The organism is Sphingomonas sp. Leaf22 (assembly GCF_001421715.1).
Classification (GTDB): domain Bacteria; phylum Pseudomonadota; class Alphaproteobacteria; order Sphingomonadales; family Sphingomonadaceae; genus Sphingomonas.
Genome location: NZ_LMKP01000041.1, coordinates 308113 through 334290, shown reverse-complemented (window position 1 = coordinate 334290; position 26178 = coordinate 308113). Strand labels below are relative to the sequence as shown.

The 26178-nt window shown below is 67.8% G+C and carries 22 protein-coding genes; 13 read left to right on the top strand and 9 right to left on the bottom strand.

Annotation, left to right across the window (positions count from 1 at the left end; translation table 11 throughout):
• Positions 1-17: 17 nt before the first annotated feature.
• The gene (gene clpB / locus ASE70_RS15285) at positions 18-2594 is read right to left on the bottom strand and encodes an ATP-dependent chaperone ClpB (protein WP_056394928.1); all 2577 of its coding nucleotides are present in this window, start codon (positions 2592-2594) and stop codon (positions 18-20) included.
• Positions 2595-2689: 95 nt separating this feature from the next.
• On the opposite strand from clpB, the gene ASE70_RS15280 reads away from it, so the two are divergent.
• The 7 genes from ASE70_RS15280 to ASE70_RS15250 all read left to right on the top strand — a co-directional run bounded on the left by ASE70_RS15280 (position 2690) and on the right by ASE70_RS15250 (position 11696).
• Entirely contained in the window at positions 2690-3883 is a 1194-nt protein-coding gene (locus ASE70_RS15280; protein ID WP_056506546.1) for an MBL fold metallo-hydrolase, read from the top strand.
• Positions 3884-4083: 200 nt separating this feature from the next.
• Positions 4084-5244 carry an acyl-CoA dehydrogenase family protein gene (locus ASE70_RS15275; RefSeq protein WP_056506543.1) on the top strand — a complete coding sequence of 387 codons (1161 nt, stop codon included), beginning with the start codon at positions 4084-4086 and terminating at the stop codon, positions 5242-5244.
• On the top strand, positions 5241-6836 hold the full coding sequence (locus ASE70_RS15270) for a carboxyl transferase domain-containing protein (RefSeq protein ID WP_056506541.1): 1596 nt from the start codon (positions 5241-5243) through the stop codon (positions 6834-6836). Before ASE70_RS15275 ends, ASE70_RS15270 begins: the two co-directional genes overlap by 4 nt.
• A gap of 676 nt (positions 6837-7512) precedes the next feature.
• Positions 7513-8418, top strand: a complete 906-nt coding sequence (locus ASE70_RS20780) for a DUF3088 domain-containing protein (protein ID WP_235519982.1) — start codon at positions 7513-7515, stop codon at positions 8416-8418.
• A gap of 112 nt (positions 8419-8530) precedes the next feature.
• Positions 8531-10390 (top strand): acetyl/propionyl/methylcrotonyl-CoA carboxylase subunit alpha, encoded by a 1860-nt coding sequence (locus tag ASE70_RS15260; RefSeq protein ID WP_056506538.1) that lies wholly within the window; start codon positions 8531-8533, stop codon positions 10388-10390.
• Complete coding sequence (locus tag ASE70_RS15255; RefSeq protein ID WP_056506535.1) at positions 10387-10836, top strand: MaoC family dehydratase; 450 nt, start codon at positions 10387-10389, stop codon at positions 10834-10836. The genes ASE70_RS15260 and ASE70_RS15255 overlap by 4 nt, the downstream gene beginning before the upstream one ends.
• A complete protein-coding gene (locus tag ASE70_RS15250; protein WP_056506532.1) occupies positions 10833-11696 on the top strand; it encodes an HpcH/HpaI aldolase/citrate lyase family protein in 864 nt (287 codons plus the stop codon). Before ASE70_RS15255 ends, ASE70_RS15250 begins: the two co-directional genes overlap by 4 nt.
• 12 nt (positions 11697-11708) lie before the next feature.
• Here ASE70_RS15250 and ASE70_RS15245 read toward each other — a convergent pair whose 3' ends face one another.
• The 8 genes from ASE70_RS15245 to ASE70_RS15210 form a co-directional block, all read right to left on the bottom strand.
• Positions 11709-12377, bottom strand: a complete 669-nt coding sequence (locus ASE70_RS15245; protein ID WP_056506530.1) for a hypothetical protein — start codon at positions 12375-12377, stop codon at positions 11709-11711.
• 70 nt (positions 12378-12447) lie between these two features.
• Positions 12448-14214, bottom strand: a complete 1767-nt coding sequence (locus tag ASE70_RS15240; protein ID WP_056506527.1) for a sensor domain-containing diguanylate cyclase — start codon at positions 14212-14214, stop codon at positions 12448-12450.
• 47 nt (positions 14215-14261) lie between these two features.
• Positions 14262-15155: an RDD family protein gene (locus ASE70_RS15235; protein ID WP_056506872.1), complete on the bottom strand. Its 894-nt coding sequence runs from the start codon at positions 15153-15155 to the stop codon at positions 14262-14264.
• Positions 15148-16134: a stage II sporulation protein M gene (locus tag ASE70_RS15230; protein ID WP_056506525.1), complete on the bottom strand. Its 987-nt coding sequence runs from the start codon at positions 16132-16134 to the stop codon at positions 15148-15150. The genes ASE70_RS15235 and ASE70_RS15230 overlap by 8 nt, the downstream gene beginning before the upstream one ends.
• Positions 16131-17360, bottom strand: coding sequence for a DUF58 domain-containing protein (locus tag ASE70_RS15225; protein ID WP_056506522.1), 1230 nt, complete (start codon positions 17358-17360; stop codon positions 16131-16133). The genes ASE70_RS15230 and ASE70_RS15225 overlap by 4 nt, the downstream gene beginning before the upstream one ends.
• Entirely contained in the window at positions 17357-18313 is a 957-nt protein-coding gene (locus ASE70_RS15220) for an AAA family ATPase (RefSeq protein ID WP_056506519.1), read from the bottom strand. Before ASE70_RS15220 ends, ASE70_RS15225 begins: the two co-directional genes overlap by 4 nt.
• On the bottom strand, positions 18310-19521 hold the full coding sequence (locus ASE70_RS15215) for a hypothetical protein (protein ID WP_056506516.1): 1212 nt from the start codon (positions 19519-19521) through the stop codon (positions 18310-18312). The genes ASE70_RS15220 and ASE70_RS15215 overlap by 4 nt, the downstream gene beginning before the upstream one ends.
• Positions 19518-20195: a DUF4129 domain-containing protein gene (locus tag ASE70_RS15210; protein ID WP_056506513.1), complete on the bottom strand. Its 678-nt coding sequence runs from the start codon at positions 20193-20195 to the stop codon at positions 19518-19520. The genes ASE70_RS15215 and ASE70_RS15210 overlap by 4 nt, the downstream gene beginning before the upstream one ends.
• A gap of 127 nt (positions 20196-20322) precedes the next feature.
• Between ASE70_RS15210 and ASE70_RS15205 the strand changes: the two genes are divergently transcribed.
• From ASE70_RS15205 to ASE70_RS15180, 6 genes are all read left to right on the top strand, one after another.
• A complete protein-coding gene (locus ASE70_RS15205) occupies positions 20323-21147 on the top strand; it encodes a hypothetical protein (RefSeq protein WP_056506510.1) in 825 nt (274 codons plus the stop codon).
• Positions 21148-21187: 40 nt separating this feature from the next.
• On the top strand, positions 21188-22597 hold the full coding sequence (locus ASE70_RS15200) for an amidohydrolase (protein ID WP_056506507.1): 1410 nt from the start codon (positions 21188-21190) through the stop codon (positions 22595-22597).
• Positions 22594-23895 (top strand): amidohydrolase family protein, encoded by a 1302-nt coding sequence (locus tag ASE70_RS15195; protein WP_056506504.1) that lies wholly within the window; start codon positions 22594-22596, stop codon positions 23893-23895. The genes ASE70_RS15200 and ASE70_RS15195 overlap by 4 nt, the downstream gene beginning before the upstream one ends.
• An 80-nt stretch (positions 23896-23975) precedes the next feature.
• Positions 23976-24326, top strand: coding sequence for a hypothetical protein (locus tag ASE70_RS15190; RefSeq protein WP_056506502.1), 351 nt, complete (start codon positions 23976-23978; stop codon positions 24324-24326).
• Between the two features lie 419 nt (positions 24327-24745).
• The gene (locus tag ASE70_RS15185) at positions 24746-25393 is read left to right on the top strand and encodes a flagellar hook-basal body protein (protein WP_056506498.1); all 648 of its coding nucleotides are present in this window, start codon (positions 24746-24748) and stop codon (positions 25391-25393) included.
• Entirely contained in the window at positions 25390-26163 is a 774-nt protein-coding gene (locus tag ASE70_RS15180) for a flagellar hook-basal body protein (RefSeq protein WP_056506495.1), read from the top strand. Before ASE70_RS15185 ends, ASE70_RS15180 begins: the two co-directional genes overlap by 4 nt.
• Positions 26164-26178: the final 15 nt, after the last annotated feature.

Here is a 26178-nt window from a genome sequence, read left to right as displayed (position 1 = left end):
CCCCGCCGTCTTTGCACCTACGCGACCGACAACGTCAGCGCACCATCACCCTCATCGACATGCACCGTCGACCCGTCCTTCACGCCACCGCGCAGGATCAGGTCGGCCAGCGGGTCCTGAAGATACCGCTGCACCGCACGCTTCAACGGCCGCGCGCCGTACACCGGGTCATAACCGACGCGGCCCAGCCACGCCCGCGCGGCCTCGGTCAGTTCGACCTTCACCTTGCGCTCGGCCAGCAACTTGCCGACGCGGCCGACCTGGATGTCGACGATCGGGGCCATGTGATCGGCCGCAAGGCGGTGGAACAGGATGATCTCGTCCAGCCGGTTGAGGAATTCCGGCCGGAAATGCGCGCGGACGACGTCCATCACCTGCGGCTCGACCGTCTCGACACCCTCGCCATCGGGCAGGTTGGTCAGGAATTGCGAGCCGAGGTTCGACGTCAGGATGATGATCGTGTTCGAAAAATCGACCGTGCGCCCCTGTCCGTCGGTCAGGCGACCGTCGTCGAGCACCTGCAACAGGATGTTGAAGACGTCGCCATGCGCCTTCTCCACCTCGTCGAACAACACTACCTGATAGGGGCGGCGGCGCACCGCCTCGGTCAGCTTGCCGCCTTCCTCATAGCCGACATAGCCCGGCGGCGCACCGATCAGCCGCGCGACCGCGTGCTTTTCCATGAACTCGCTCATGTCGATGCGGACCATGGCATTGGGATCGTCGAACAGGAATTCGGCGAGCGCCTTGGTCAGCTCGGTCTTGCCGACGCCGGTCGGCCCGAGGAACAGGAAGCTGCCGAGCGGCCGGTTCGGGTCCTGCAGGCCCGCGCGCGAACGGCGCACGGCGGTGGCGACGGCACGCACCGCCTCGCTCTGGCCGATGACCCGCTTGCCCAGCGCGTCCTCCATCGCCAACAGCTTCTCGCGCTCGCCCTCCAGCATTCGGTCGACCGGCACCCCGGTCCAGCGGCTGACGACGCCGGCGATATCGTCGGCGGTCACTTCCTCGCGGAGCATCGCGCCGCCGGCATGTTGCTGCGCCGCCACCACCTGCTTTTCCAGCGTCGGAATCGTGCCATAGGTCAGCTCGGACATCTTCGCGAGGTCGCCCGACCGCTGCGCCTGTTCGAGCGCGACGCGGGCGGCATCGAGCTGTTCCTTCAGCTTCGCCTCCGACGCGATCTTGTCGCGCTCGCCCTGCCAACGCGTGGTCAGCTCGGACAATTGCTGTTCGAGATTGGCGAGTTCCTCCTCCAGCGTGTCGAGCCGGTCGATGCTGGCGGCGTCGCTTTCGCGGCGCAGCGCCTCGCGCTCGATCTTCATGCGCAGGATGCGGCGGTCGAGGCTCTCGATCGCTTCGGGCTTGCTCTCCACCTCCATGCGCAGCCGGCTGGCGGCCTCGTCCATCAGGTCGATCGCCTTGTCGGGCAGGAAGCGGTCGGTGATGTAGCGGTTCGACAGCGTCGCCGCCGACACCAGTGCGCCGTCGGTGATCCGCACGCCGTGATGGAGTTCGTACTTCTCCTTCAACCCGCGCAGGATGCTGATCGTATCCTCGACGGTCGGTTCGCCCACGAACACCGGCTGGAACCGCCGCTGGAGCGCGGGGTCCTTTTCGACATGCTTGCGATATTCGTCGAGCGTGGTCGCGCCAATGCAATGCAGTTCGCCACGCGCCAGCGCAGGCTTGAGCAGATTGCCCGCATCCATCGCCCCTTCGGATTTGCCCGCACCGATCAGCTGGTGCATCTCGTCGATGAACAGGATAATCTGCCCGTCGCCGGCCTTCACCTCGTCGAGCACGCCCTTCAGCCGCTCTTCGAACTCGCCGCGATATTTGGCCCCGGCGATCAGCGACCCCATGTCGAGCGACATCAGTGCGCGGTCCTTCAGCCCCTCCGGCACGTCGCCATTGGCGATGCGCAGCGCGAGGCCCTCGGCGATCGCGGTCTTGCCGACGCCGGGTTCGCCGATCAGCACCGGATTGTTCTTGGTCCGGCGCGCGAGGATCTGGATCGTGCGGCGGATCTCCTCGTCGCGGCCGATCACCGGATCGAGCTTGCCGTCGCGCGCCGCCGCGGTCAGGTCGCGGGCGAACTTCTTGAGTGCGTCGTACCGATCCTCGGCCCCGGCAGTGTCGGCGGTGCGGCCGCCACGCAGGCGGTCGATCGCCGCGTTCAGATTCTGCGCCGTCAGCCCGGCGGCGGTCAGCGCCTTGCCCGCCGGCCCCTGCGACAGGGTCAGCGCCAGCAGCATCCGTTCGACGGTGACGAAGCTGTCGCCCGCCTTGGTCGCGATCTGTTCGGCCTGGTCGAGCAGGCGGACGCTGTCATTGTCGAGACCCGGATTCTGCTGCGCACCCGATCCCGACACCGACGGCATCTTGGCCAGTGCCGCATCGATATCGGCGATCGCCCGGCGCGCGTCGCCGCCTGCTGCCGTAATCAGCCCGGCGGCCATGCCCTGTTCGTCATCGAGCAGCGCCTTCAGGATATGTTCGGGCGTCATCCGCTGATGCGAATTGCGGATCGCCACCGTCTGCGCGGCTTGCAGAAAACCCTTGGCGCGGTCGGTAAATTTTTCGAGGTTCATCGTGTTCCCCTGTGATGTTGCCGGCGATATGGTGTGGTAAAAGGGCAACACAAGAGGGCGTGCATCGTTTGGCCTGGCGCGGCGTTGGAAGCCGGATGGCAACGGGCGTTCGCAGGGTGGGATGGGGGCTGGTGTGGATCGTCGCGATCCTGTGCCTCGCCGTGACGATCGTGCCGCGCTTCCTCGACCGCATCTATTATCGCGGGGTGGCCGGCGACCATTTCGACGGTGCGCGCTTCTTCAACCCCGATGGCGACGATACGTCCGCGCCACCGGGCGGCAGCCGCAGCGGGTTCCTGTGGCGACAGGCGACCGGCAGCGACGGGCGACCGGCATGGCCGACGCAGGTCCTGGTCACCCCCGCCAGACCCCCCGAACTCCTGCCCGCCACGACCCGCCCGGCGCGCAATCCGGCACAAACCCCGCTGCGCGTAACCTGGGTCGGCCACGCGTCGGCGCTGATCCAGACGCCCGGTCTCAACATCCTCACCGATCCGGTATGGAGCGAACGCGCCGGCCCGTTCGGCTTCGGTCCGAAACGGGTCGCGGCACCGGGCATCGCGCTGGACGACCTGCCGAAGATCGATCTGATCCTCATCAGCCACAATCATTACGATCATCTCGATCTGTCGACGCTCAAGCGGCTGTACGACCGCGACCGCCCGGCGATCGTCACTGCCCACGGCAACGATGCGATCCTGCGCAGCGCGGGGATGCAGGCGACCGCGCTCGACTGGCGACAGGCGGAGCGGGTCGGCGGCGCGACGGTCCATGTCGTGCGCAACCATCACTGGTCGAGCCGCTGGTTCGTCGACCGCAACCGTGCCTTGTGGTCGGCGTTCGTCGTCGAACTGCCCGGCGGCAATCTGTTCTTCGCGGGCGATACCGGCATGGGCGACGGCAAATGGGTCGAGGAGGCTAGGGCCCTCGGCCCGATCCGCCTCGCGCTGATCCCCATCGGCGCGTTCCGGTTTCAGCCGGGGCAGATGGCCAGCGGCGCGCATATCGGCCCGGTCGACGCGCTCGACGTGTTTCGGCGGCTGGGCGCGTCGCATGGCATGGCGATCCATTGGGGCACGTTCCGCCTGTCCTATGAAGGCTATACGACCCCGCCGAAATTGCTGAGCGCGGCAAAGGCCTGTGCCGGCGTCACCGATCGCCGGTTCGGTGCAGTGCTGATCGGCCGTCCGGTCGATATCGCACCGATGAGCGCGCCTGCGGCGGCGTCGTTCGATCGCAACGCCATCCTGCGCTGTCTCGACGGCCCGCCGGGTAGCGGCCTGCGGTGAGCGCGAACGACGACGCGCTATTCCCCTTCTTCGTCACCCCGGACTTGATCCGGGGTCCCGCTTTCTCTCGCCAGCAGCAGAAGAAGCGGGACCCCGGGCCAAGCCCGGGGTGACGAGGCTGTGCTTGCGCTGACCCTTCCAACCAGCCTATCGGTAACAACAGATACGATCCGGCAAAGACCGGACCATTGGAGAGAGACATGCTCGATTTCGCGCTCGGCGAGATGGCCGATGCCATTCGCGAGACCACGCAGCGCTTCGCGGCCGATCGCATCGCGCCGATCGCGGCTGCCATCGACGCCGACGATCGCTTCCCGATCGAGCTATGGCCCGAAATGGGCGCGCTCGGCCTGCACGGCATCACCGTTGCCGAAGACGATGGCGGCCTCGGCCTCGGCTATCTAGAACATGTCGTCGCGTGCGAGGAAGTCGCCCGCGCCTCCGCCTCGGTCGGCCTGTCCTATGGCGCGCATTCCAATCTGTGCGTCAACCAGATCGCGCGCTGGGGCAATGCCGAGCAGAAGGCCAAGTATCTGCCAAAGCTCATCAGCGGCGAGCATGTCGGATCGCTCGCCATGTCCGAAGCCGGGGCGGGGTCCGACGTCGTGTCGATGAAGCTGCGCGCCGACAAGGTCGATGGCGGCTATCGCCTGAACGGCACCAAATTCTGGATCACCAACGCCCCCTATGCGGCGACGCTGGTCGTCTATGCCAAGACCGATCCGCAAGCCGGATCGAAGGGCATCACCGCCTTCCTGATCGAACGGGATTTCGCCGGTTTTTCGATCGGACAGAAAATCGACAAGATGGGGATGCGCGGGTCGCCGACCGCCGAGTTGGTCTTCGACGACTGTTTCGTTCCTGCCGGGAACGTCATGGGGCCGCTCAACGGCGGCGTCGGCGTGCTGATGTCGGGCCTCGATTACGAGCGCGTCGTACTGTCGGGCATCCAGCTGGGCATCATGCAGGCGTGCCTCGACACCGTCCTGCCCTACATCACCGAGCGCAAGCAGTTCGGCAAGCCGATCGGCGCGTTCCAGCTAATGCAGGGCAAGATCGCCGACATGTCGGTCGCGCTCAATTCCGCCCGCGCCTATGTCTATGCGGTCGCGAAGGCGTGCGACGCCGGCCGCACCACCCGCCACGATGCGGCGGGCGCGATCCTGCTGGCGTCGGAAAATGCGGTGAAGGTCGCCAATGACGCGATTCAGGCGCTGGGCGGCGCGGGCTATACGAAGGACTGGCCGGTCGAGCGGTATTTCCGCGATGCGAAGCTGCTCGACATCGGGGCCGGGACCAACGAAGTTCGCCGGATGCTGATCGGTCGCGAATTGCTGGGCGAGGGGACGCGCGCACAATGACGGTGCTGCCGACGCTGATCGATCGCGGATCGGACGGGTTCGCCGCCAACGCCGCGCACAACGCCGCGCTGGCCGACGACCTGCGCAACCGGATCGCCAAGACCGCGCTCGGCGGGCCGGAGCGCAGCCGCGAACGTCATGTCGCGCGCGGCAAGTTGCTGCCACGCGACCGTATCCACCGCCTGCTCGACGCCGGATCGCCGTTCCTCGAAATCGGCGCGCTGGCGGCGGGCGGGATGTATGGCGACGAGGCCCCGGCGGCGGGCGTCATCGCCGGCATCGGCCGCGTCCATGGCCGGCAGGTGATGGTCGTCGCCAACGACCCGACGGTAAAGGGCGGCGCGTATTTCCCGATGACGGTAAAAAAGCATCTCCGCGCGCAGGAGATTGCGAGCGAAAACCATCTGCCGTGCATCTATCTGGTCGACAGCGGCGGCGCGAACCTGCCGCATCAGGCGGAGGTTTTCCCCGACCGCGACCATTTCGGCCGCATCTTCTTCAATCAGGCGCAGATGTCGGCAAACGGCATTGCCCAGATCGCCTGCGTGCTCGGCAGTTGCACCGCCGGTGGCGCGTACGTCCCGGCCATGTCCGACGAAACCGTGATCGTGCGTGGGCAGGGGACGATCTTCCTCGCCGGCCCGCCGCTCGTGAAAGCCGCGACCGGCGAGGTCATCAGCGCCGAGGAACTGGGCGGGGCCGACACCCATGGCCGCAAATCGGGCGTGGTCGATCATGTCGCGGAGGATGACGAACAGGCGCTGCTGATCGTCCGCGACATCGTCGCCACGCTGCCGCCGCCCCGCCGCGCCGAAGTGGCGCTGACCGACCCGCGCCCGCCGCTCCACGATCCCGCCGACCTCGCCGGCATCGTGCCGACCGACGTCCGCGCGCCCTATGACGTGCGCGAGGTGATCGGGCGGCTGGTCGACGGCTCCGAACTGCACGAATTCAAGCCGCTCTACGGCACGAGCCTCGTGTGCGGTTTCGCGCGCATCTGGGGCATGCCGGTCGCGATCCTCGCGAACAATGGCGTGCTGTTTTCCGAAAGCGCGCAAAAGGGCGCGCATTTCATCGAACTCGCCTGCCAGCGCCGCACCCCGCTGCTGTTCCTCCAGAACATCTCTGGCTTCATGGTCGGTGGTAAATATGAGGCCGAAGGCATTGCCAAACATGGCGCAAAGCTGGTCACCGCCGTCGCGACGGCACAGGTGCCCAAGCTGACCGTGCTGATCGGCGGCAGTTTCGGGGCCGGCAATTACGGCATGTGCGGCCGCGCCTATTCGCCCCGTTTCCTGTTCACCTGGCCCAACAGCCGCATCTCGGTAATGGGCGGCGAACAGGCGGCGAGCGTGCTGGCGACGGTCCACCGCGATGCGGAGACGTGGACGCCGGAGGAAGCCGAGGCGTTCAAGACCCCGATCCGCGACCGCTATGAAGCGGAGGGCAGCCCCTATTACGCGACCGCGCGCTTGTGGGACGACGGCGTGATCCTGCCCGAACAGACCCGCGACGTGCTGGGGCTGGCGCTGTCGGCGACGCTGAACGCGCCGATCGCCGACCGTGCGCAGTTCGGCATCTTCCGGATGTGACACGGATGTCGCCCGCCTCGTACCCGTATCCCCGCGCAGGCGGGGATCCAGAGCCAAGCATGCTGACGGCTGCGACGGACAACGCTCGACCCCGGCCGACACGCGAATGCGCGGTTGCAGGGGGCAGCACGTCACCCAATCCACTGGACGTACCCCGGCGAAGGCCGGGGCCCAGCCGGGCGACGTCGCCGAATAACCGCACCCGACCCGTCGCTGGACCTCGCCCTTCGCGCGACTTCTGCGAAAGTCCCGACCCCCGCCCCCTGCCGCACCCGCGCGCAGGCGGGGGTCCAGAGCCAAGCAGAACAACGGCTTGCGCTTGGAACCCTGGACCCCCGCCTGCGCGGGGGTACGACGGTTTTCTGGCGAAGCTTGCGATTTCCGCAAAGGTCGCGCCTTCGGCGGGTTACGGCAGCGCGCAGGTCGGGCAGGGCACCGTGCGGTCGAAGCGCCAACGACATGGCTCCCCTCCCTGGCAGAGCTTCGGGTCGGCCATGCCCCCGGCATGGCCTGAACAGTGTGGGGCACTGTTTACCCGAAGCTGGGTTGGGGGTGGGTTGGCCCATTGTGGCGCGTTTACCTTTCCTCTTGGGCCGACCCMCCCCCGCCCCCTCCCTTTCAGAGAGGGGAGAGGCGAAGCCGTGATCGGATACCGATCCGCCGCGGGCGATGCCGTATGACCACCATCTCCAACCTCCCCCCGATCCGCCCCACCAGGCTCACCGAACCGGCGTTCGTCCCCACTAAAGCCCCCGCAGGTCCGGCACCCGGCTTCATCCCCGGACCCAATACCGGGATCGACAGCGTCGCCTATGACGCGATCCTCGCCATGGTCACCCGCGCCATCGCCAGCCTGCCGCCCGGCACCGCGCTGTCGAATTTCCTCCACACCGTCGCCCGCGTGACGGCGGAGGTCGAGGCGCAACTCGCCGCCGCGCCGGTGCCGATGCGCGACGGCGGCACCCTGTCGGCAGAGGCGAGGGCGACTACCGCCCATGCCGAGGTGATCGCCCAGCGGCTGGCCGCCGCCTTCGCCCCCGATCCCGTCGCCGCCCGCGCGGCGATCGCCGACGCGTTCCAGCCGCAACCCGTTTCGGCACCCGATGTCAGCGCCCGCGACCTCGCTTTCGCCGCCGCCGCCATGTTCGGCACCCGCGCCGATCCGGTGCTGCAACCGACCGATCCTTCGCCGACCAATGTCGATCCCGACGCCGACCCCCTGTTTTCGGAACATCCCATGCGCGACCGCCTGTACTTGCTCGACCCGCAGTTCGACGACCCGGCCTATCCCGGCCGCAGCTTCTATTGCCGCGACTGCATCACCGTCGACGGCCTCCTCGCGCGCTTCCCGGACAAGGCGTCGCTGATCGAGGTGGTCCGCATTCCCTATCCGCGTCCCCGCGACGCGGTGGTCGCGGTGGTGGGGGAGGCGCATCAGAACCTGCCGCTGCTCGTCCTTGGGGCCGGTGCCGATGCGGGCCTGTCGGACGGTCGGTATGGTGACATCCGCTTCGTCAGCGATTTCAAGCGCCTGCTCCACGCACTTCACATCCGCCATGGCTTTCCGGAGGCGCATCCATGACGCTTTCCTACACCGCCGGCCCGACCTATCCTGTCCCGCCCGTCGGGCGCATCGCCGCTGGCGCTCGCAAAGTGTCGATACGTGACACCTTCGCCAACTTCGGAGGTGCCGAATGATTGAATCGCTGCTGATCGCCAATCGCGGCGAAATCGCCCGCCGTATCCTCCGCACCGCCCGCCGCCTCGGCATCCGCACCATCGCCGTCCATAGCGACGTCGATGCCGGCCTGCCCTTCGTCACCGAAGCCGACGAAGCCGTCTGCATCGGTCCGGCCCCGGCGCGCGAAAGCTATCTCGACGGATCGAAAATCCTCGCCGCCGCCCGCGCTACGGGAGCGGCGGCGATCCATCCCGGCTATGGCTTCCTGTCCGAAAATGCCGAATTCGCCGAAGCCGTTACCGCTGCCGGCCTGGTCTGGATCGGCGCCCCCGCGTCCGCGATCCGGGCGATGGGCCTGAAGGACGCAGCCAAGGCGCGGATGATCGCCGCCGGCGTGCCCGTCACCCCCGGCTATCTGGGCGAGGACCAGTCGCCCGACCGCCTCGCCGCCGAGGCCGACGCGATCGGCTATCCGGTGCTCATCAAGGCGGTGGCCGGCGGCGGCGGCAAGGGGATGCGCCGCGTCGACGCCCCCGCCGCCTTCGCAGAGGCGCTTGACAGCTGCCACCGCGAGGCAGCGGCGGCGTTCGGCGACGACCGGGTGCTGATCGAGAAATACATCCTGTCGCCCCGCCATATCGAGGTGCAGGTCTTCGGCGACACCCATGGCAACGCCGTCCACCTGTTCGAACGCGACTGCTCGTTGCAACGCCGCCACCAGAAGGTGATCGAGGAAGCACCCGCGCCCGGCATGGACGCCACGACCCGCGCCGCCGTCTGCGACGCCGCGGTCCGCGCGGCGCGCGCGGTCGACTATGTCGGGGCGGGAACGATCGAGTTCATCGCCGACGGATCGCAGGGCCTCTCCGCCGACCGCATCTGGTTCATGGAGATGAACACCCGGCTTCAGGTCGAACACCCGGTGACCGAAGCGATCACCGGCACCGATCTGGTCGAATGGCAGCTGCGCGTCGCATCGGGCGAACCCCTGCCGCTGCGGCAGGACCAGTTGTCGATCGACGGCTGGGCGATGGAGGCGCGCCTCTATGCCGAGAACCCGGCCACCGGCTTCCTCCCCTCGACGGGCCTGCTCACGCATCTCAAGCTCCCCGACGACGTCCGTGTCGATGCCGGCGTGCGACAGGGTGATGCGGTGACGCCGCATTACGACCCGATGATCGCCAAGCTGATCGTCCACCGCCCGACCCGCACCGCCGCCGCCGCCGCGCTGGCAAGGGCCGCCGCGTCGGTACAGGTGTGGCCGGTCCGCACCAACGCCGCCTTCCTCGCCCGCTGTGCCGGCCATGCCGATTTCGTCGCCGCCCGGATCGATACCGGCTTCATCGAACGGCATCTCGACGCGCTCGTCCCGACCGGTACCCCGCCCGAAACGGCGATTGGCGGAGCCGCGGCCGCGCTGATCGCCACCGACCCCGCCGATCCTTGGCACGCGCTTGCCGGCTTCCGCCTCAACGCCGCGCCTGACCGGAACGTCGCTGTCGCGATCGGCGGCATCACCCATCTGGCAGAGGCGCACCCCGCCGGTCATGTCGCACAGGTCGGCCCCGAACGCGTCCTGTTCGCGGATGGCGAGGCCTTTCCCTTCGCCGCGCCGGTCGCGGGACAGGGTGGGGCGGCAAGTGCCGGCGACGGCGCGATCCTGTCCCCCATGCCCGGCCGTATCGTCGCGGTGACGGTCACCGCGGGGGACCGCGTCACCGCCGGACAGCGGCTGGTGGTATTGGAGGCGATGAAAATGGAACAGGCGCTGCTCAGCCCGTTCGACGGCATCGTCGCCGACCTGTCCGCGCGCGAAGGCGCACAGGTTGCCGAAGGCGTGATACTCGTCCGCATCGCAAAGGCCGACGCATGACCGGCCGCTTCTACGACGAATGGCAGATCGGCGACCGGATCGAGCACCCGGTCCGCCGGACCGTGACCGAAACCGACAATCTGCTGTTCTCGGCGATGACCCACAACCCGCAACCGCTGCACATCGATGCGGAGGCGGCGAAGGCGTCGGAGTTCGGCCAGATCCTTGTCAACGGTACCTTCACCTTCGCGCTGATGGTCGGGCTGTCGGTCGGGGAGACGACGCTGGGGACGCTCGTCGCCAATCTCGGCTATGACCAGTTGATGATGCCCAAGCCGGTATTTCTCGGCGACACGCTGCGCGCCACCACCGAAGTCACCGCACTGAAGGACAGTCGATCACGCCCCGATGCCGGCATCGTGACCTTCACCCATGAACTGCATAACCAGCGGGGCGAGATCGTCTGCCGCTGCCTGCGCAGCGCCCTGCTGAAGCGCCGGCCATGAGGCTGCGGTCGCTGCTGTTCGTACCCGGCGACCGGCCCGATCGCTTCGCCAAGGCGGCGGCGAGCGGAGCCGACGCGCTGATCCTCGATCTGGAGGATGCGGTCGCCGCGTCGGCCAAGGACAGCGCCCGCGCCGCCGTCGCCGACTGGCTGCGCGAACCGGCCCCGGTTCCGCGCTTCGTCCGGATCAATCCGGCCGATGGTCCGCTCGCGCTCGGCGATCTCGATGCGATGGTCGGCACCCGCCCCGACGGCATCGTCGTGCCCAAGGCGGAAGGAGTGGCAACGATCCTTTACATCAATGCGGTCATCGCCGATCGCGGTCTGTCCGACGTGCCGTTGCTGCCGATCGCAACCGAAACCCCGGCGGCGATCTTTCAGCTCGGCAGCTATGGCACGGTCGCGCACCGCCTCGCCGGACTGACCTGGGGTGCCGAGGACCTACCCGCCGCGATCGGTGCGGCGACCTCGCGCGAGCCCGATGGGCGATATACCGCGCCCTATGAACTCGCCCGTTCGCTGACCCTGTTCGGGGCGCACGCCGCCGGGGTGGCGGCGATCGATACCGTCTATCCGGCGATCCGCGACGCGGCGGGCCTCGCCGCCTATGCCGCGCGTGCGGCGCGCGATGGCTTCACCGGCATGATGGCGATCCACCCGGCACAGGTCGCCACGATCAACGCCGCCTTCACCCCCGATGACGAGACGGTCGCGCGCGCACAAGCGATCGTCGATGCCTTTGCCGCGCAGCCCGATGCCGGGGCGCTGCAGGTCGATGGCCGCATGGTCGACGCGCCGCATCTGAAGCAGGCGCTGCGGGTGCTGGCGTTGCGGGACAGTATGGCCGACCGTTCGTCCTGAACGGCGGCGGTCCTATTCGACCGGAAGCGAGGGCGGCGGCGCGGCCAGCTTGCGCAGGGCGGCCCGCCGTTCGCGCTCGACCAGCGCCCGATCGGTCGTCAGCCGCTTGCGTACCGCCAGATAATGCAGCGCGGCGCGCCGGTCCTCTTCGGACAGTGGCGTCGAGGGCAGATCGGCAGCGGCTTCCTCCAACGCGGTCGCGCTCGGCGTCGGCGTCGCGTGCGGCAGGCCGGCATGGCCCTGCGACGCGATATCGTACCAATAGGCCGCCGAGCGCGAAAAGCCGGGTAGCGCCTGCGCCACCGCCGTGAACTGTTCGATCGCCATCGCGTGACGTACCAGCTCGGCCTCGATCGGGATTAGCGCGCGTTCGGCCAGCAACATGCGCAGCATCGTCGCGTCGCGATCGAACCTACCCCACGCCGCCTGATTGAAAGTCTGCTGGGCGTTCTGCAGCGTCAGTGCCTGCAATATCTCGCGCCGGTCGGGACGACGCCATAGCCAGCCGATCCCCTGGATCGCGAACCACCCCCATCCGATCAACGCGAACCCGGCCATCGCCAGCAACAGGACCCGCCACAGGGGTTCCGCCGTCGATCCGGCGGCGATCCCGACCGCGATCGCTGCGATCGTCGCTGCCGCCAGTCCCCATCGCGGGTCGCGATACCATGTCTCGCGCACTCCGCGCCTCCTCTGCTCGCTCAACGTCGGCGACCCTATCACCAATGGCGTCGTCCCCGCCACCGCGCGGTCATGCCGCCAGTTGCAACCGGTCGCGGCCCTCTGCCTTTGCGGCGTATAGTGCGCGGTCGGCCGCGCGCAGTACTCCCGCCGCGCTGCTGCCGACGTCGATCGAAGCGATGCCTGCGCTCACCGTCAGTCGCACCGCAGCCTGCCCGTGGCGCAGCTGCGTCGCCGCCACCGTCGCACGTAGTCGTTCGCTTAGAAATTGCGCATGGGCGATGTCCGCGCCGGGGAAGAGGATGCCGAATTCCTCACCGCCCAGCCGGGCGACGACATCCGTCTCGCGCAGCACGCCGCGCGCGATCCGGGCAAAGGATTGCAGGACATGGTCGCCGGCATCATGCCCGAACCGGTCGTTGACCGACTTAAAGTGATCGAGGTCGAAAATGGCGACGCAGCCGCCCCGGTCGCCTGCCGCGGCGGCATCGATCCGGCTGGCCAGTGCCGCGTCGAACGCGCGCCGGTTGGCAAGGCCCGTCAGCGGATCGGTCGATGCGGCGCGCGACAATTCGGCCTCCAGCGCCTTGCGATGCGTAACGTCGCGGACCATCGATACCGTGCCCGACACCACGCCATGGTCGTCGGTGACCGCGCGGGTATGCGCTTCGAACCAGTGGAGCGCGCCGCCGGTCACCCGCATCCGGCATTCGACGATCTGCGTCCCCTGCGGCGCGCGGATCGCGTCGCGATGTGCGACCAGCACGATATCGCGGTCGAGCGGATGCACCATCTCCAGCGCGCGCGATCCCAGCAGCGCGTCCGGTGTCTTGCCCAGGATCGGCTCGATCGACGGCGACAGATAACCGACCCGTCCGCTGCGATCGATGCTGAGCACGATGTCGGTCGAATGATCGGCCAGCACGCGATAGCGCGCCTCGCTCTCGCGCAACCGCCGGTACAGCGACTGGCGGCGGCTGAGGTCGGCGGCGACCGGAAAGGTGGTCAGTACCGTGCAGGCAATGTAGAATTGCAAGAATTCCAGCCGCAGATGCACGTTGTCGCTGACATAATTCGCCGGGCCCATGCCGTGCAGCGTGGCATAGCCACCGATGATCGTCAGCACGATGATCGCGGCGGCTGCGCCGATCAGGCCGAGGCGGAAGGTCGTGAGCATGACCGGCAGGATCGGCAGGAACAGCAGCGGCAGCGTGTTCTGGCCGAAGACGCCCACGGCGATCACCGCCGTCGCGGTCAGCAGCACCATCGCCTCGCGGCGTGTTCGTTGGGTCGCGCCGCGCCACCAGCGCAGCGCGGCACCCGAAAACAGCAGCGACAGGAGCGGGGTCAGCGCGACCATGCTCAGTCCGTGACCGACGAACCATGTCCGCCACTGCAAGGCAAAGGACAGATCGTAGCGGGTGGCGGTCACCGCCGCCGCGATCGTCGCGCCCAGCGCCGGGGCGACGATCCCGAACGCGAGGACATAGCGCCAGATGCGGTCGAGCGAGCCGAACGACCCGCGCCGGACGTTCAGCCGGTTGAACAACCCGATCGCGACCACGACCTGCCCGATCTTCGCCACCGCCATCGGGATGGCGCTGACAACGCCGAAGCCGAACAGGCTCGACGCCAACAGACTGCCGATCGTCGCACCGATCAGGATCGCATTCCATTTGCGACGTGATCGGGCGAGCAGAAGCGCCAGCAGAACCGGCGTGGCGGGCCAGAACGTCGCGACACCATTATGGACCGGACTGATGGCGATGGCGGCGAGGACGAAATAGAGCAGCCCGCTGAACAGTCCGATCCGAAGTCTGGAGGTGCCGATTGCCATCGGGCACCTTGTGAACGCGAACCGTTAATACGACGTATAGAATTACGTCAGTTTGATCCGATATGATCGAATTTGTCGCGTTTGCGATGCCCGAACAGCAATTTACGTTCGAGATGGCGGCGCAGATCGGCATAATATGCTTCGAGGAACGCAAGGTCCGCGCCGTCGTCGGCGCGGCCAAGCTTGCGACGGATGGCGTTCGCTACGGCGAACAGGTCGGCGCGGTCGTTGCGGCGCAGAACATCCTCCAGTCGCTGCAATTCGAACGCGCCATAGGCGTCGAGTTCGGCGGCGGTGAACGGTGCGATGCGGCCGCGATCCTGTTCATGGGCGGTCTGGATCAGCAGATCTTCGCCCAGTTTCCGCACCTCGCGCTCGACGACCCAGGTCCCGGCGATCAGGTCGCCCGCGCGCAGGCGGTCGCGATTGAACAGCGGCAGGAACAGCAGGATCAGCGCCCAGCCGAGCGCCAGCACGGCGGTCCAGCGCGACGCCATCCCTTCAGCAAAGGCGAAGCCGAGGAACATCAGCGGCAGGAACACCTCGATCTCGCGCATCAGGTTACGCGCCAGCACCGCCGCACCGGTCAGCCGCGCGCCGTCCCGCGACACGACGCGCAGCTTCATCAGCCGTTTGCCGGGCGTCGCCGCGCGCCGGCCGGCTTCGTGGAGGACGAAGTAGAAATTGCGCAGCATGAAAAAGCCGAGCAGCCAGACGATCGCGTAGAGCGATTGCGCCCCTTTCGGTCCCCCGATCGCCAGCGCGGCGATCAGCAGCGAGGTACCGATCAGGATCAGCAGCATGAGGATCGCGTCGATCGTGAACGCCCCCGCGCGCGCACCGGCCGACCCCAGCCGCAGGTTCAGCGGTACCCCCTCCGGCGTGACCAGTTGCCGGTCGAGCGTGCGCGGCTGGCGTGGCTTGCGCGACCGTTTAGCCACGACGGCCGCCAAAGCTGAAATAGACGACCCACAGCGCGAGCATCCCGCCGCCGATCGCCAGACGCGCGCTGTCGTCGTTGACCAGCTGCCGGGCGAACCCCTCCAGCAGGCCGGCGATCAGCAGCATCAGGATGACGCCGAGCATCACGATCGCGCCGCGCTGCCCGGCCTCCGCCGCCGCGGCCATGCGCGAACGATCGCCGGGAAAGGCGACGGCGCGGCCGATATGGATACCGGCCGCGCTGGCAAGCGCGATCGCGGCGATTTCGGTCGTCCCGTGGATCATCAGCCACGCGAACAGCCCCCAGCCGAGACCGTGCGGCACGAACGCGGCGAACATCGCGCCGCCCATCGCGCCATTCTGCACGGCGAGGATGATCGTCGGGATGGCAAACAGAAAGCCGAGGGCGAAGGCGAGAATCGACACCTGCGAATTATGGGTGAACAACGAGGTGGCGAATATTTCCAGCGGAGCCTCGCCCGGCTTGCCGTAGAGCGATTCGCGCAACGTCGCAGGCGTCGCGTTCATGTCGCGTCCACCGGCGAGTTCGGGCGAGATCATCGCCGAATACCAGGCCGGATCGGTGCGGACGAGGTGATAGGCGGCAAACGCGCTGAGCAGCAGCAGCGCGGTCGACAACATCAATTCCCACGCGATCGCGCGGACCGCGCGTGGCCAATGCGTTGTGAAGAAAGCCTTTACCTGCCGGCCCCAGGGTTCGCGGGCGGAATACAGCGCGAAATAGGCGCGGGTCGACAGCGCCTCCAGATAGCCGACCAGCGATGCGTCGAGCGAGGTGGCGCGGGCGATCGAAAGTGACGAAAGTGTCGCGCGGTAGAGTCTTGGGAGGTCGATCAGGTCGGTGTCGGAGAGGCGGCGGGGGGACTTTGCCTCAAGTTTGTCGAGCAGTTGCTCAAGGCGGGCCCAGTCGGCCTCGCGTTCGGTGCGGAAATGATGGGCGCCGAAGTTGACACTCATCGTCCGCGCTCCCGGTGGCTGACATAGCGTTCGACCAGCGCGAGCGGCATCGCGTCCGCCGCCGCCTCGATCACGTCGATGCCCATCCGCCGCAGCCGTTCGACGACGATCGCCCGGTCGCGCAACAACATATGGGCGACATTGGCGCGAACCAGATCGTCGGCGCTGTCGGGCACGGCATCGCGCAGCCCTTCCAGTTCGAGGTCGCGGAAGAGGACGAACAGCACGCGGTGGCGCTTCAACATCCGCTGCGCGGCGCTGAGCAACAGTTCGGCGCTGGTCGTGTCGGTAAATTCGGTGAACAGCACGACCAGCGCCCGCCGGTCGAGCTTCTGGTCGAGGGTGACGAGGCCGAACGTGTAATTGCTCTCCTCGACGCCGTAATCGATATCGGCGGCGGCGTGGTGCAGCCGAGCGAAGCCGCGGGTGCCGCCGGCGATGCTGCCGCTGTCGACCTGCGGCCGGGCGGCGAAGGAATAGAGCCGCACCCGGTCGCCCGATTTGAGCGCGACGAAGGCGGCGAGCAGCGCCGAGGATACCGCGCGGTCGATGCGCGGCATGTCGCCGACCGGATCGGTCATCGCGCGGCCGGCGTCGATGGCGAACACGATCATATTGTCGCGTTCGGTATGAAATTCGCGCGCCAGCAATGATGCGTGGCGGGCCGAAGCCTTCCAGTCGATCGAGCGGCGTTCCATGCCCGCCTGAAAATCGGTCAGGACCTGAAAATCCTGTCCGTCGCCGTGATCGCGGCGCAGCCGGTTGCCCACCGAAATGCTGTTGAGATACTGGCGCATCCCCTGATCGCGGACCGGGCGGATGTCGGGCAGGATGGCGATGGTGCGATCGGTCTTGCGGCTGACCTGTCGCCATGCCAGCCCCATGGGGCCGATGCGGCGCGTCCACAGCCGGTGCAGCCGTGCCCGCCCACGCCGGACCGCGCGATATTCGCCGGGGGCGGAGCGTTCGACCGGACCGTCGATCGCGGCGGCAAGATCAGCGCTGCCCAGCCGGAACGTCTCGCCGATGTTCAGCGTCGCGGGCAGGTCGGGCAGGGTCGTCGCCGGCCGTTTCGCCAGCCATGCGTCGGCGACGATCAGCGCCAGCACGCCGATGATCCAGACCGGCGCGGCGATCCACGCCGCCGGGGCCAACACCCCCAGCGCGAGGCCGACCGGCGCGGCGAGCGCGGTCAGCTGGATCGCACGGGGGCTGGGGACTATCATCGCGGTGCTTCGACCGATGCGATCAGGCTGGCGACGACGTCATCGATGCGGCGGCCGTCGATCTCCGCGCTGGGCGACAGGATCAGGCGGTGGCGCAGCAGCGCGGGGGCCAGTGTCTTCACATCGTCGGGCAGCACGTAATCGCGCCCGTCGAGCGCCGCGCCGGCACGCGCCGCCGCCGCCAGCGCCGATGCGGCGCGCGGCGAGGCACCCGACGACAGGTCGCCATGTTCGCGGGTCGCGCGGATCAGGCGGACGATATAGTCGATGACCTCGTCGACCAGCCGCACCTTTCCCACCGCATCGATCGCGGCGGCGATGACCCCGGCGTCTGCGACCCGTTCGACGCCCGAATCCTGCGGGGCGGGGGTGCCGGTGCGGGTGCCATATTGCGCGACGATGGCGCGTTCGGCGTCGAGCGTGGGCCAGCCGATCGCGATTTTGAACAGGAACCGGTCGAGCTGCGCTTCCGGCAGGGGATAGACGCCCTGTTGCTCGATCGGGTTCTGCGTCGCGACGACGGTGAAACGGTCCGACAACTGCTCGGTGCGACCGTCGATGGTGATGCGGCGTTCCTGCATCGCCTCCAGCAGCGCGGCCTGCGTCTTGGGCGGGGTGCGGTTGATCTCGTCCGCCAGCAGCACTTCGCAGAACACCGGCCCACGGGTCAGCGCGAATTGCGACGTCTGGAAATTGAACAGGTTGGAGCCGATGATGTCGCCGGGCATCAGGTCGGGCGTGAACTGGATACGACCGAAATCGAGGCCCAATGTCCGCGCGAAGCTCTGCGCCAGCAGCGTCTTGGCGGTGCCCGGCGGTCCTTCGAGCAGGACGTGACCGGCGGAGAACAGCGCGATGGTGAGCAGGCGCACGGCGTCCGCCTGTCCCACCACCGCCTTGCTGATCTCCCGGTCGATCGCCGATCCCAGCGACCGTACCTCGTCGAGCGTCATGCGCCTGTTTCCTTCTTCCATATGTGCAGGTCCCTCGCCGCGGCCAATGCCTCGTGTTCGCTGCGGGCATCGCGCAGGCGGCGGTCGATGTCGGAATAGCCGGGGTGGATGCGGTCGAGCCGTTCGGGCGAGGGGACTTCCCCGGCCAGCAACCGCCGCGACGTCACCTCCAGCATCGTATCGGCATAGCGTTCGCCGGCCTGCGCGGTGCGCCGCGCCAGCCGGGTCAGCGCGACGATATTGTCGATCAGCGCGCGCTTGCCGAGCGCCAGCCCACGCGGATCGGCGACCGGCGGACCGAAGCGCCCGGCAGCGGCGATGCCGGCAAGGATCGCGGCGGCGATCAGGGCGAGGGTCACGCCGAGGAACGGCGGCAGGAACAGCAGCTTGACCAGATTGCGGTCGCCGCGCGTGTAATGCAGCGACCGGTCGAATACGGCGCGGCCGTCATGTTCGGGATCGATCGCGCGCAGCATCGTCAGCGCGGCCTTCGCGTTGCGTTCGTCGGCCATGGCGCGGTTGTTGACCAGATCGGGATCGACCAGCACGAAGGTATCGCTGCTGCCGACCTGTCCCAGCACCGCCGCGCCGTCGCGCGCGACGATCAGCGGTTCGACGGTAGCACCCTTTACCGCATATATCGGCCGGTCGGGGACGGCGAAGGAGCGGATTTCGGGATAGTCGGCGCTGACGCCGACATTCTCGCGGTCCTCGACATGCCAGTCGACGTCGGCCGGAACCAGTTTCTGGACGCGCGCCATGTCGACCGTGCCGGTGCGGCGGACCTTTCCACCCCCCAGCGGGATCGCCTCCGTCTGCCATTTCGGCAGGATGATGAGGGTGGGATAGCGGTCGAACGGTTCGTCGTCGCCGCTGTCTTCCATCGCCGCGTTGGCGAGCGAGATACGGCGGTCGACGATCGCCTTTACGTCTTCGGGACGGGTGGTGTTGGTCGGCGTCAGGATGACGATGGCGGGATTGTTCAGCGTATCGGCATCGTTGCGGCCGGGCGGCTGTACCGCATCGACCAGCCGCTTGAACGCATGATAGCCAGCACCGTCCTTGCGATCGGCGGCCGGGGCGTCGCCGACGGCGCGCGACAGTTCGTCGCCGAACCCCGACATCAGGATCGACGCGAGCAGCAGCAGCGCGCCGCCGATCACGAGAAGGATGACGGTACGGACCGCGAAGGGCGACGATTGGTTCAACGGCCACCCCGCAGCGCGAAGCCGGCATAGTCGGCGCGCGCCTGTTGCCAGTCGCCTTCGCCAAGGGCGCGGCCGCCGAACAGGCTGCGTTCGACCGCCGCGACGATACCGGCGAACACGCCGCGCGCCGCCGGGGGCAGCGCATCGGCGCGGGCGATATCGCGGCTGGTATCGGCCGGGCGGACCACGTCGCCGCGCCATGCGGTGATATCGTCGATGCTGCGGAAGAGGAGCAGGTGGACCGCTTCGTCGAACTGCCCGGCGGCGGCGAGTGTGTCGGCATCCTCCAGCAGGGCGCGGGCGCGGGTTTCGGTCGGGGCCCATTGCGGTTCATCCACCGTTGCGGCCGTGCGCCCGAAGCGTTCGCGCACCCAGTCGCGAAGGCCGGGGAACAGCGCGAAGACCAGCGTAACGGCGATGACGATGCCGATGATCCACAGGATCAGCCGCCATCCGCCGCCGACCCACTGGATGAAATCACCGATCGCGCGCAGGACCGGTTCCAGCCAGCCGGGCGGCGGATCGCGCGGCTCGATCGCCTTTTCGGGCAGGTTGAACTGGATCGACGGATCGGCGTGGATCGCCTTCCACGCGGCGCTGACACGCTCGGAATCGATCGCGGGCGGTGCCGACGCGGCATTGTTCACGCTTTCCGCGATCTGCCCCCGCGCCACGTCCGTCCTTTCGGTACGCCCCCGCGGCGTGTGCCCTGCTTGGAGCAAATCGCCGATTTACATGCAACGCTTTTCCACCCAGACTTTGGGTCGACGCCGGGGGCGGCGTTGTGGGGGGATGTAACGAATGCTGGCATTCGGGGTGCTGATCTTATCGCTGCCGCTTGTCTTGCTGGCGATCGCGCTGGGCGGGGCATGGATGGAGGGGCGGCGGTCGCCCTATAGTTTCGGCATCGGTCGGGTGATTTCGAACGCGTTCGGTGCGATCGGTGGTGCCCCATTGGCGCTGCTGGCGGCCAGCGCGGTGCTGAATGCGCCGATGCAATTCCTCCTGCCGACGATGGCACAGCGCATGGGCGACGCGGCAGCAATTCAGGGGCTGGCCTATTCGATGGCGCCGCTCTGGTTGATCTGGTTGTTCGTCTATCCCTTCATCAAGCTGTTCATGATGGGGATCGCCCTCGATACGCTTGCCGGCCGGCCGATCGAATTCGGTGCGATGCTGCGCATGGCGTTGCGGCGGACCCTGCCGGCGCTGGCGCTGCTTATCCTGTTCGGCATCGCGCTGGCGGTCGGCTTCGTGTTGCTGGTGGTTCCGGGGATTATCCTCGGGCTGACGTGGTTCATCGTCCTGCCGGTCATGGCCGGCGAGGGGCGCGGCATCTTCGACTGTTTCGGACGGAGCGCCGACTTGCTGCGCGGGATGCGGTGGCGGCTGTTGCTGCTGATCCTGATCGCGGTCGTCCTGTGGATGATGGCCAGTGGCCTGATGCAGGGGATCGCGCTGGCGGCCGGGGGCGCGCAGAATCTGTGGCTGGTGGCCGGCGTGCAGGCGGTGTTCGCCACGTTGATCGGCGTACTGACGACGACCGGCACCGGCGCCGTCTATCACGAAGTGCGGACCGCCAAGGAGGGCATGGGCAGCCATGACCTCGAGGCGGTGTTCGCCTGACATATCAAAAGGGGAGTAAGGCGTGATCCGAACGTTGACGATGGTGGCGCTCGCCGCCGGGCTGGTCGCCTGTACCGGTGACAAGGGCGAGGTCCGCTCTGCTTCGGCCGATGCGCCGGCGGGAAAGGGCAAGGGGCCGGGCGCGGGCAAGGGATATGACCATGATCCCTATCCGTCGACCTATCATGCCTATCCGGGGCGGGCGACGCTGGTGACCAACGTCACCATCTATGACGGGGAGGGCGGGCGGATCGATCGCGGTTCGGTGCTGTTCCGCGACGGCAAGATCGTCGAGGTCGCGCAATCGATCGCCCCGGCCGAAGGCGTGACGGTGATCGACGGGCAGGGCAAATGGGTGACGCCCGGCATCATCGACGTGCACAGCCATCTGGGCGATTATCCCAGCCCCGGCGTCGAGGCGCATAGCGACGGCAACGAGATGACCGGACCGGTCACCGCCGATGTCTGGGCCGAACACAGCGTCTGGCCGCAGGACCCCGGTTTCTCGCGCGCGCTGACCAATGGCGGAGTGACGACGCTGCAGGTGCTGCCCGGTTCGGCGAACCTGATGGGCGGGCGGTCGGTGACGCTGAAGAACGTCTATGGCCGCACGATGCAGGCGATGAAGTTCCCGGGCGCACCCTATGGGTTGAAGATGGCGTGCGGCGAGAATCCCAAGCGCGTCTATGGATCGAAGGGGCGGATGCCGTCGACCCGGATGGGCAATCTGGCGGTCGATCGCGCGACGTGGCTGCGCGCGAAGGAATATGATCGAAAGTGGGACAAGTATGAGGCGGACGGCGGCGATGCGCCGTCGCGCGACCTTGCGATGGATACGCTGCGCGGGGTGCTCGACGGCGAGATCCTCGTCCACAACCATTGCTATCGCGCCGACGAAATGGCCATCGTCATGGATATGGCGCAGGAGATGGGGTACAAGGTAACGGCATTCCACCATGCCGTAGAAAGCTACAAGATCGCCGACCTGTTGAAGGCGCGCGGCGTGTGTTCGGCGGTGTGGGCCGACTGGTACGGCTTCAAGATGGAAAGCTATGACGCGATCGGCGAGAATCTGCCGATCCTCGACCGGCAGGGCGCGTGCGCGATGATCCATTCGGACAGCGAGAACGGCATCCAGCGGCTGAACCAGGAAGTGGCCAAGGTCATGGCGTCGGCCAGGCGTGCCGGCATGGCGGTGACCCCCGAACATGCGTGGACGTGGCTGGGCATCAATCCGGCGCGGGCGCTGGGCATCGACAAGGTTACGGGCTCGCTCAAGGCCGGCAAGATGGCCGATGTCGTGCTGTGGAACGGTGATCCGTTCAGCGTCTATACCCGCCCGCAGATGGTGTGGGTCGACGGGGCGCTGCTGTACGACGCCAATGATCCGCGGTTGCGGCCGGTGTCCGATTTCGAACTTGGCCAGCCCGGCGAAGGGGATGTGAAGTGAAGCGCCTGATCCTTGCCGCGTTGATGGCCGGCTGCACCGCTGTTCCCGCCGCTGCGCAGGACGTGACGATCACCAATGCCCGGCTGGTGCTGGGCGACGGATCGGCCCCGGTGGAGGGTGGCACGGTCGTCATTCGTGGCGGGCGGGTGGTGTCGGCCGGACGCGGGGCGGCGACCGGCGGGGGCAAGACGATCGATGCGGGCGGGCGCTATGTCACGCCGGGTATCGTCGCGGGCTTCACCCGGCTGGGCATCGTCGAGGTCGATGGCGTGGGACCGACCAACGACGCAGCGGCATCGGGCAGCGTGTTCAATGCCGGGCTGGACGTGACCGCCGGCCTGAACCCGCGCGCGACGCCGATCGCGATCAACCGCACCGACGGCGTCACTCGCGCAGTCGTCGCGCCCGACAATGGCGGGTCGATCTTCGCCGGGCAGGGCGCGGTGATCGATCTGGGCAACGACATGGACGCGGTCACGCGTCCGCGCGCCTTCCAGTTCATGGAATGGGGCGAGGCCGGCGCGCGTGCGGCGGGCGGCAGCCGGCCGGCGGCGATGGCCATGTTCCGCAATGCCTTGTTCGAGGCGCAGGCCTATGGCCGCAATCCGGCGAGCTTCGCCGATCGCGGCAAGGAAGCGTTGCTGACCCGTGCCGATGCGCTGGCGTTGCAGGACGTGCTGTCGGGGAAGGTGCCGCTGCTGATCCATGTCGAACGCGCGTCCGACATCCTCGGCGTGCTGGCGCTGAAGCGCGAGTTCGCGGGGCTGAAGCCGGTGTTGGTGGGCGCGGCCGAAGGCTGGACCGTGGCGCAGCAGATCGCGGCGGCGGGCGTGCCGGTGCTGGCGAGTGCGCTGGCCGACCTGCCGGCCAGCTTCGAGCAGCTGGCGGCGACCCAGTCCAACATCGGCCGGATGAAGGCGGCGGGCGTCACCGTCGGCATCGGCATGATCGGCGACGATGAATCGCGGCAGGCCCGGCTGGTGCGGCAATATGCCGGCAATCTGGTCGCGCTGTCGAAGATTCCGGGCGCGGCCGGGCTGGACTGGGGCGCGGCGTTCGCGACGATCACGTCGTTGCCGGCCCGCGCGATCGGCATGGACGGCGAGATCGGGACGCTGGGTGCCGGACGACGCGGCGACGTGGTGATCTGGGATGGCGATCCGCTGGAAATCGGGTCGGTCCCGACGCAGCTGTTCATCGACGGTGTCGAACAGCCGCTGACCAACCGCCAGACGCGCCTGCGCGACCGCTATCTGGTGCCGCAGGAACAGGGGCTGCCCAAGGCGTATCAGCGCTGAGCATGGGAACCGTCGGCGCGGTCGTCGATTGTCCGGAACGGACAGCGGCCGGGTTGGCGGTGCCTTTTGGGAGATGGACTATGCGTGCGTTGCTCGTGATGCTGGGTGGATCGCTGATGCTGGCGGCGTGCGGACCGAGCGCCGAGCAGCAGGCGGCCGCCAATCAGGCGGCGATCGCGAATTCGCAGGAAGCGCAGGAAATGGCGGCAAAGGTCGATGCGCTGGCACCCGGCCAGCGCGAAGGCGTGTTCATCCGCGCGATCCGCGACGCCGGACTGCCGTGCCAGGGCGTGACCGCGTCCGAACGCGGCGAAAAGCCGGGCAGCTGGGTCGCGACCTGTCAGGAAGGATCGCGGCATATCATCACCTTCGGTGCGAACGGGATGGCGAACGTGACGAGCTTTACGCCGCAGCCGACGGCGGCGCGGTAGATTGGGCTGACGTGGTGGCGTTGTCTTTGCCGGGAACCCCGGAACAGGTCGAGCCGTCTGCAAAGGTCGCGCGCTTAACCAAAGAATGATCGTACCCCCGCGCAGGCGGGGGGCCAGAGCCAAACAGAACAAGGACTTGCGCTTGGAACCCTGGACCCCCGCCTGCGCGGGGGTACGGCAAGGGGAGGGGGTCGGGACTTTTGTGAGGTCTCAGGCAAGTCCGGGGTGACGGTGATGAAACGGGCTTCGGTTCCACAAGCACAACGGCTCCGCAGGACCAGCGGACCGGCTCGTAACCACCGCCCGCCCGCATCGCATCCGGTTCGGAGGTAACGCTACTCCGAAAGGGACGCGGTTGTCCTGTTCCAACGCTAAACGCTGCGGCATCAGCGTCGCATCGCGGGCTGGTGGGAACGGGCATGACGGGGTTGGTGGATTCGGCGACGGCGGTAATGCGGATGGCGCAGGCCCGGCTAGACGTTGCGGCGCATAATATCGCGAACGTGGCGACGCCGGGGTATAAGCGGCGGATCGGCTTTGCCGATACCGTCGCGGCGCGCAGCGAAGTCGCGCTGGCGACGCGGATCGATGGTGCGCAGGCGTCGCTGACCGAAACCGGCAATCCGTTCGATCTCGCGATCAGCGGCGACGGATATTTCCGGGTCCGCGACGGTGAGCGCACCCTTTATACGCGGCAGGGGCAGTTCCGCCGCGACGTCGACGGGCTGCTGGTCACGCCGCAAGGCTATGTCCTGCAACAGGCGGGCGGCGGCGATCTGGTGCTCGACGGCGCGAAGATCGACCTTGCCCGCATCGCCGTCGAACGCTGCGACGATCCGGTGGTGCTGACGGCGGTCGGCGAAAGCTTCTTTGCCGGGCAGGCGATGATCGAGACCGACGGTGCCGAGGTGCGGTCGGGGATGCTCGAAGCGTCGAACGTCACGCTGGGCGACGAAATGACCCAGACGATGGTCGCGATGCGACAGGCGGAAAGCGGCGCGCGGCTGATCCAGCTATACGACGAATTGATGGGCCGCGCCGCCGCCACCTTCGGAGGCAAAGGATGAGCGACGCCTATCAGATCGGCGCGATCGGGTTGCGCACCCAGCAATTGGCGCTGGACGCGATCGCCAACAATATCTCGAACATCAACACGCCTGCGTTCAAGCGGTCGGAAGTGCGCTTTGCCGATGTCGTCGCCAGCCGGCCCGACGCGACGTTGCTGCCCGCCGATCTGCAATCGGCGGCACCGACCCTGGCCGGGGTGGCGCTGGATTTGCAATTCATGCTGAACGATCCGGGCGAGTTGCAACGGACCGGCGCGGCGATGGACGTGGCGATCGACGGTGCGGGCTTCATCGAATTGATGGGGCCAGAGGGGCAGAGTGTGCTGTGGCGCGGTGGCCGGCTGAAGGTCGGCGACGATGGCGCGCTGATAGGGGCAGGCGGGTTTGCGCTGAAGGCCAACATCACCGTGCCCGACGATGTGACCGCCCTGTCGATCGCCGCTGACGGTACCGTGCGCGCGCAGGGAGCGGACGGGGCCGCCCCGGTCGAACTGGGGCAGATACGGCTGGTCCGGCTGAACGACGCGGATGGCGTTACCCGGTTGGACGGCGGACTGTACCGAGTCGCCGACGGCGCGCGGCTGGAGGAACTGGTGCCGGGCGAGGATGGTGTCGGACAGGTGGTTCAGGGCGCGGTCGAGCGGTCGAACGTGCAACTGACCGAGGAGATGGTGCGCATGATGCTGGTCCAGCGCGCCTATGCGGCGAATGCGCAGATCCTGCAGGCGGCCGACCAGATGATGGGGATCGCGAACACGCTGCGGCGCTGACGCGGACACGGGGAA

Excerpts from the sequence above, each read along its gene's own strand:
- ASE70_RS15255 (WP_056506535.1), top strand. The coding sequence starts at position 10,387 with ATGACCGGCCGCTTCTACGACGAATGGCAGATCGGCGACCGGATCGAG.
- ASE70_RS20780 (WP_235519982.1), top strand. The coding sequence starts at position 7,513 with ATGACCACCATCTCCAACCTCCCCCCGATCCGCCCCACCAGGCTCACC.
- ASE70_RS15275 (WP_056506543.1), top strand. The coding sequence starts at position 4,084 with ATGCTCGATTTCGCGCTCGGCGAGATGGCCGATGCCATTCGCGAGACC.
- ASE70_RS15250 (WP_056506532.1), top strand. The coding sequence starts at position 10,833 with ATGAGGCTGCGGTCGCTGCTGTTCGTACCCGGCGACCGGCCCGATCGC.
- ASE70_RS15200 (WP_056506507.1), top strand. The coding sequence starts at position 21,188 with ATGGTGGCGCTCGCCGCCGGGCTGGTCGCCTGTACCGGTGACAAGGGC.
- ASE70_RS15270 (WP_056506541.1), top strand. The coding sequence starts at position 5,241 with ATGACGGTGCTGCCGACGCTGATCGATCGCGGATCGGACGGGTTCGCC.
- clpB (WP_056394928.1), bottom strand. The coding sequence starts at position 2,594 with ATGAACCTCGAAAAATTTACCGACCGCGCCAAGGGTTTTCTGCAAGCC.
- ASE70_RS15220 (WP_056506519.1), bottom strand. The coding sequence starts at position 18,313 with ATGACGCTCGACGAGGTACGGTCGCTGGGATCGGCGATCGACCGGGAG.
- ASE70_RS15280 (WP_056506546.1), top strand. The coding sequence starts at position 2,690 with ATGGCAACGGGCGTTCGCAGGGTGGGATGGGGGCTGGTGTGGATCGTC.
- ASE70_RS15185 (WP_056506498.1), top strand. The coding sequence starts at position 24,746 with ATGACGGGGTTGGTGGATTCGGCGACGGCGGTAATGCGGATGGCGCAG.
- ASE70_RS15240 (WP_056506527.1), bottom strand. The coding sequence starts at position 14,214 with ATGGCAATCGGCACCTCCAGACTTCGGATCGGACTGTTCAGCGGGCTG.
- ASE70_RS15190 (WP_056506502.1), top strand. The coding sequence starts at position 23,976 with ATGCGTGCGTTGCTCGTGATGCTGGGTGGATCGCTGATGCTGGCGGCG.
- ASE70_RS15180 (WP_056506495.1), top strand. The coding sequence starts at position 25,390 with ATGAGCGACGCCTATCAGATCGGCGCGATCGGGTTGCGCACCCAGCAA.
- ASE70_RS15225 (WP_056506522.1), bottom strand. The coding sequence starts at position 17,360 with ATGATAGTCCCCAGCCCCCGTGCGATCCAGCTGACCGCGCTCGCCGCG.
- ASE70_RS15230 (WP_056506525.1), bottom strand. The coding sequence starts at position 16,134 with ATGAGTGTCAACTTCGGCGCCCATCATTTCCGCACCGAACGCGAGGCC.
- ASE70_RS15260 (WP_056506538.1), top strand. The coding sequence starts at position 8,531 with ATGATTGAATCGCTGCTGATCGCCAATCGCGGCGAAATCGCCCGCCGT.
- ASE70_RS15205 (WP_056506510.1), top strand. The coding sequence starts at position 20,323 with ATGCTGGCATTCGGGGTGCTGATCTTATCGCTGCCGCTTGTCTTGCTG.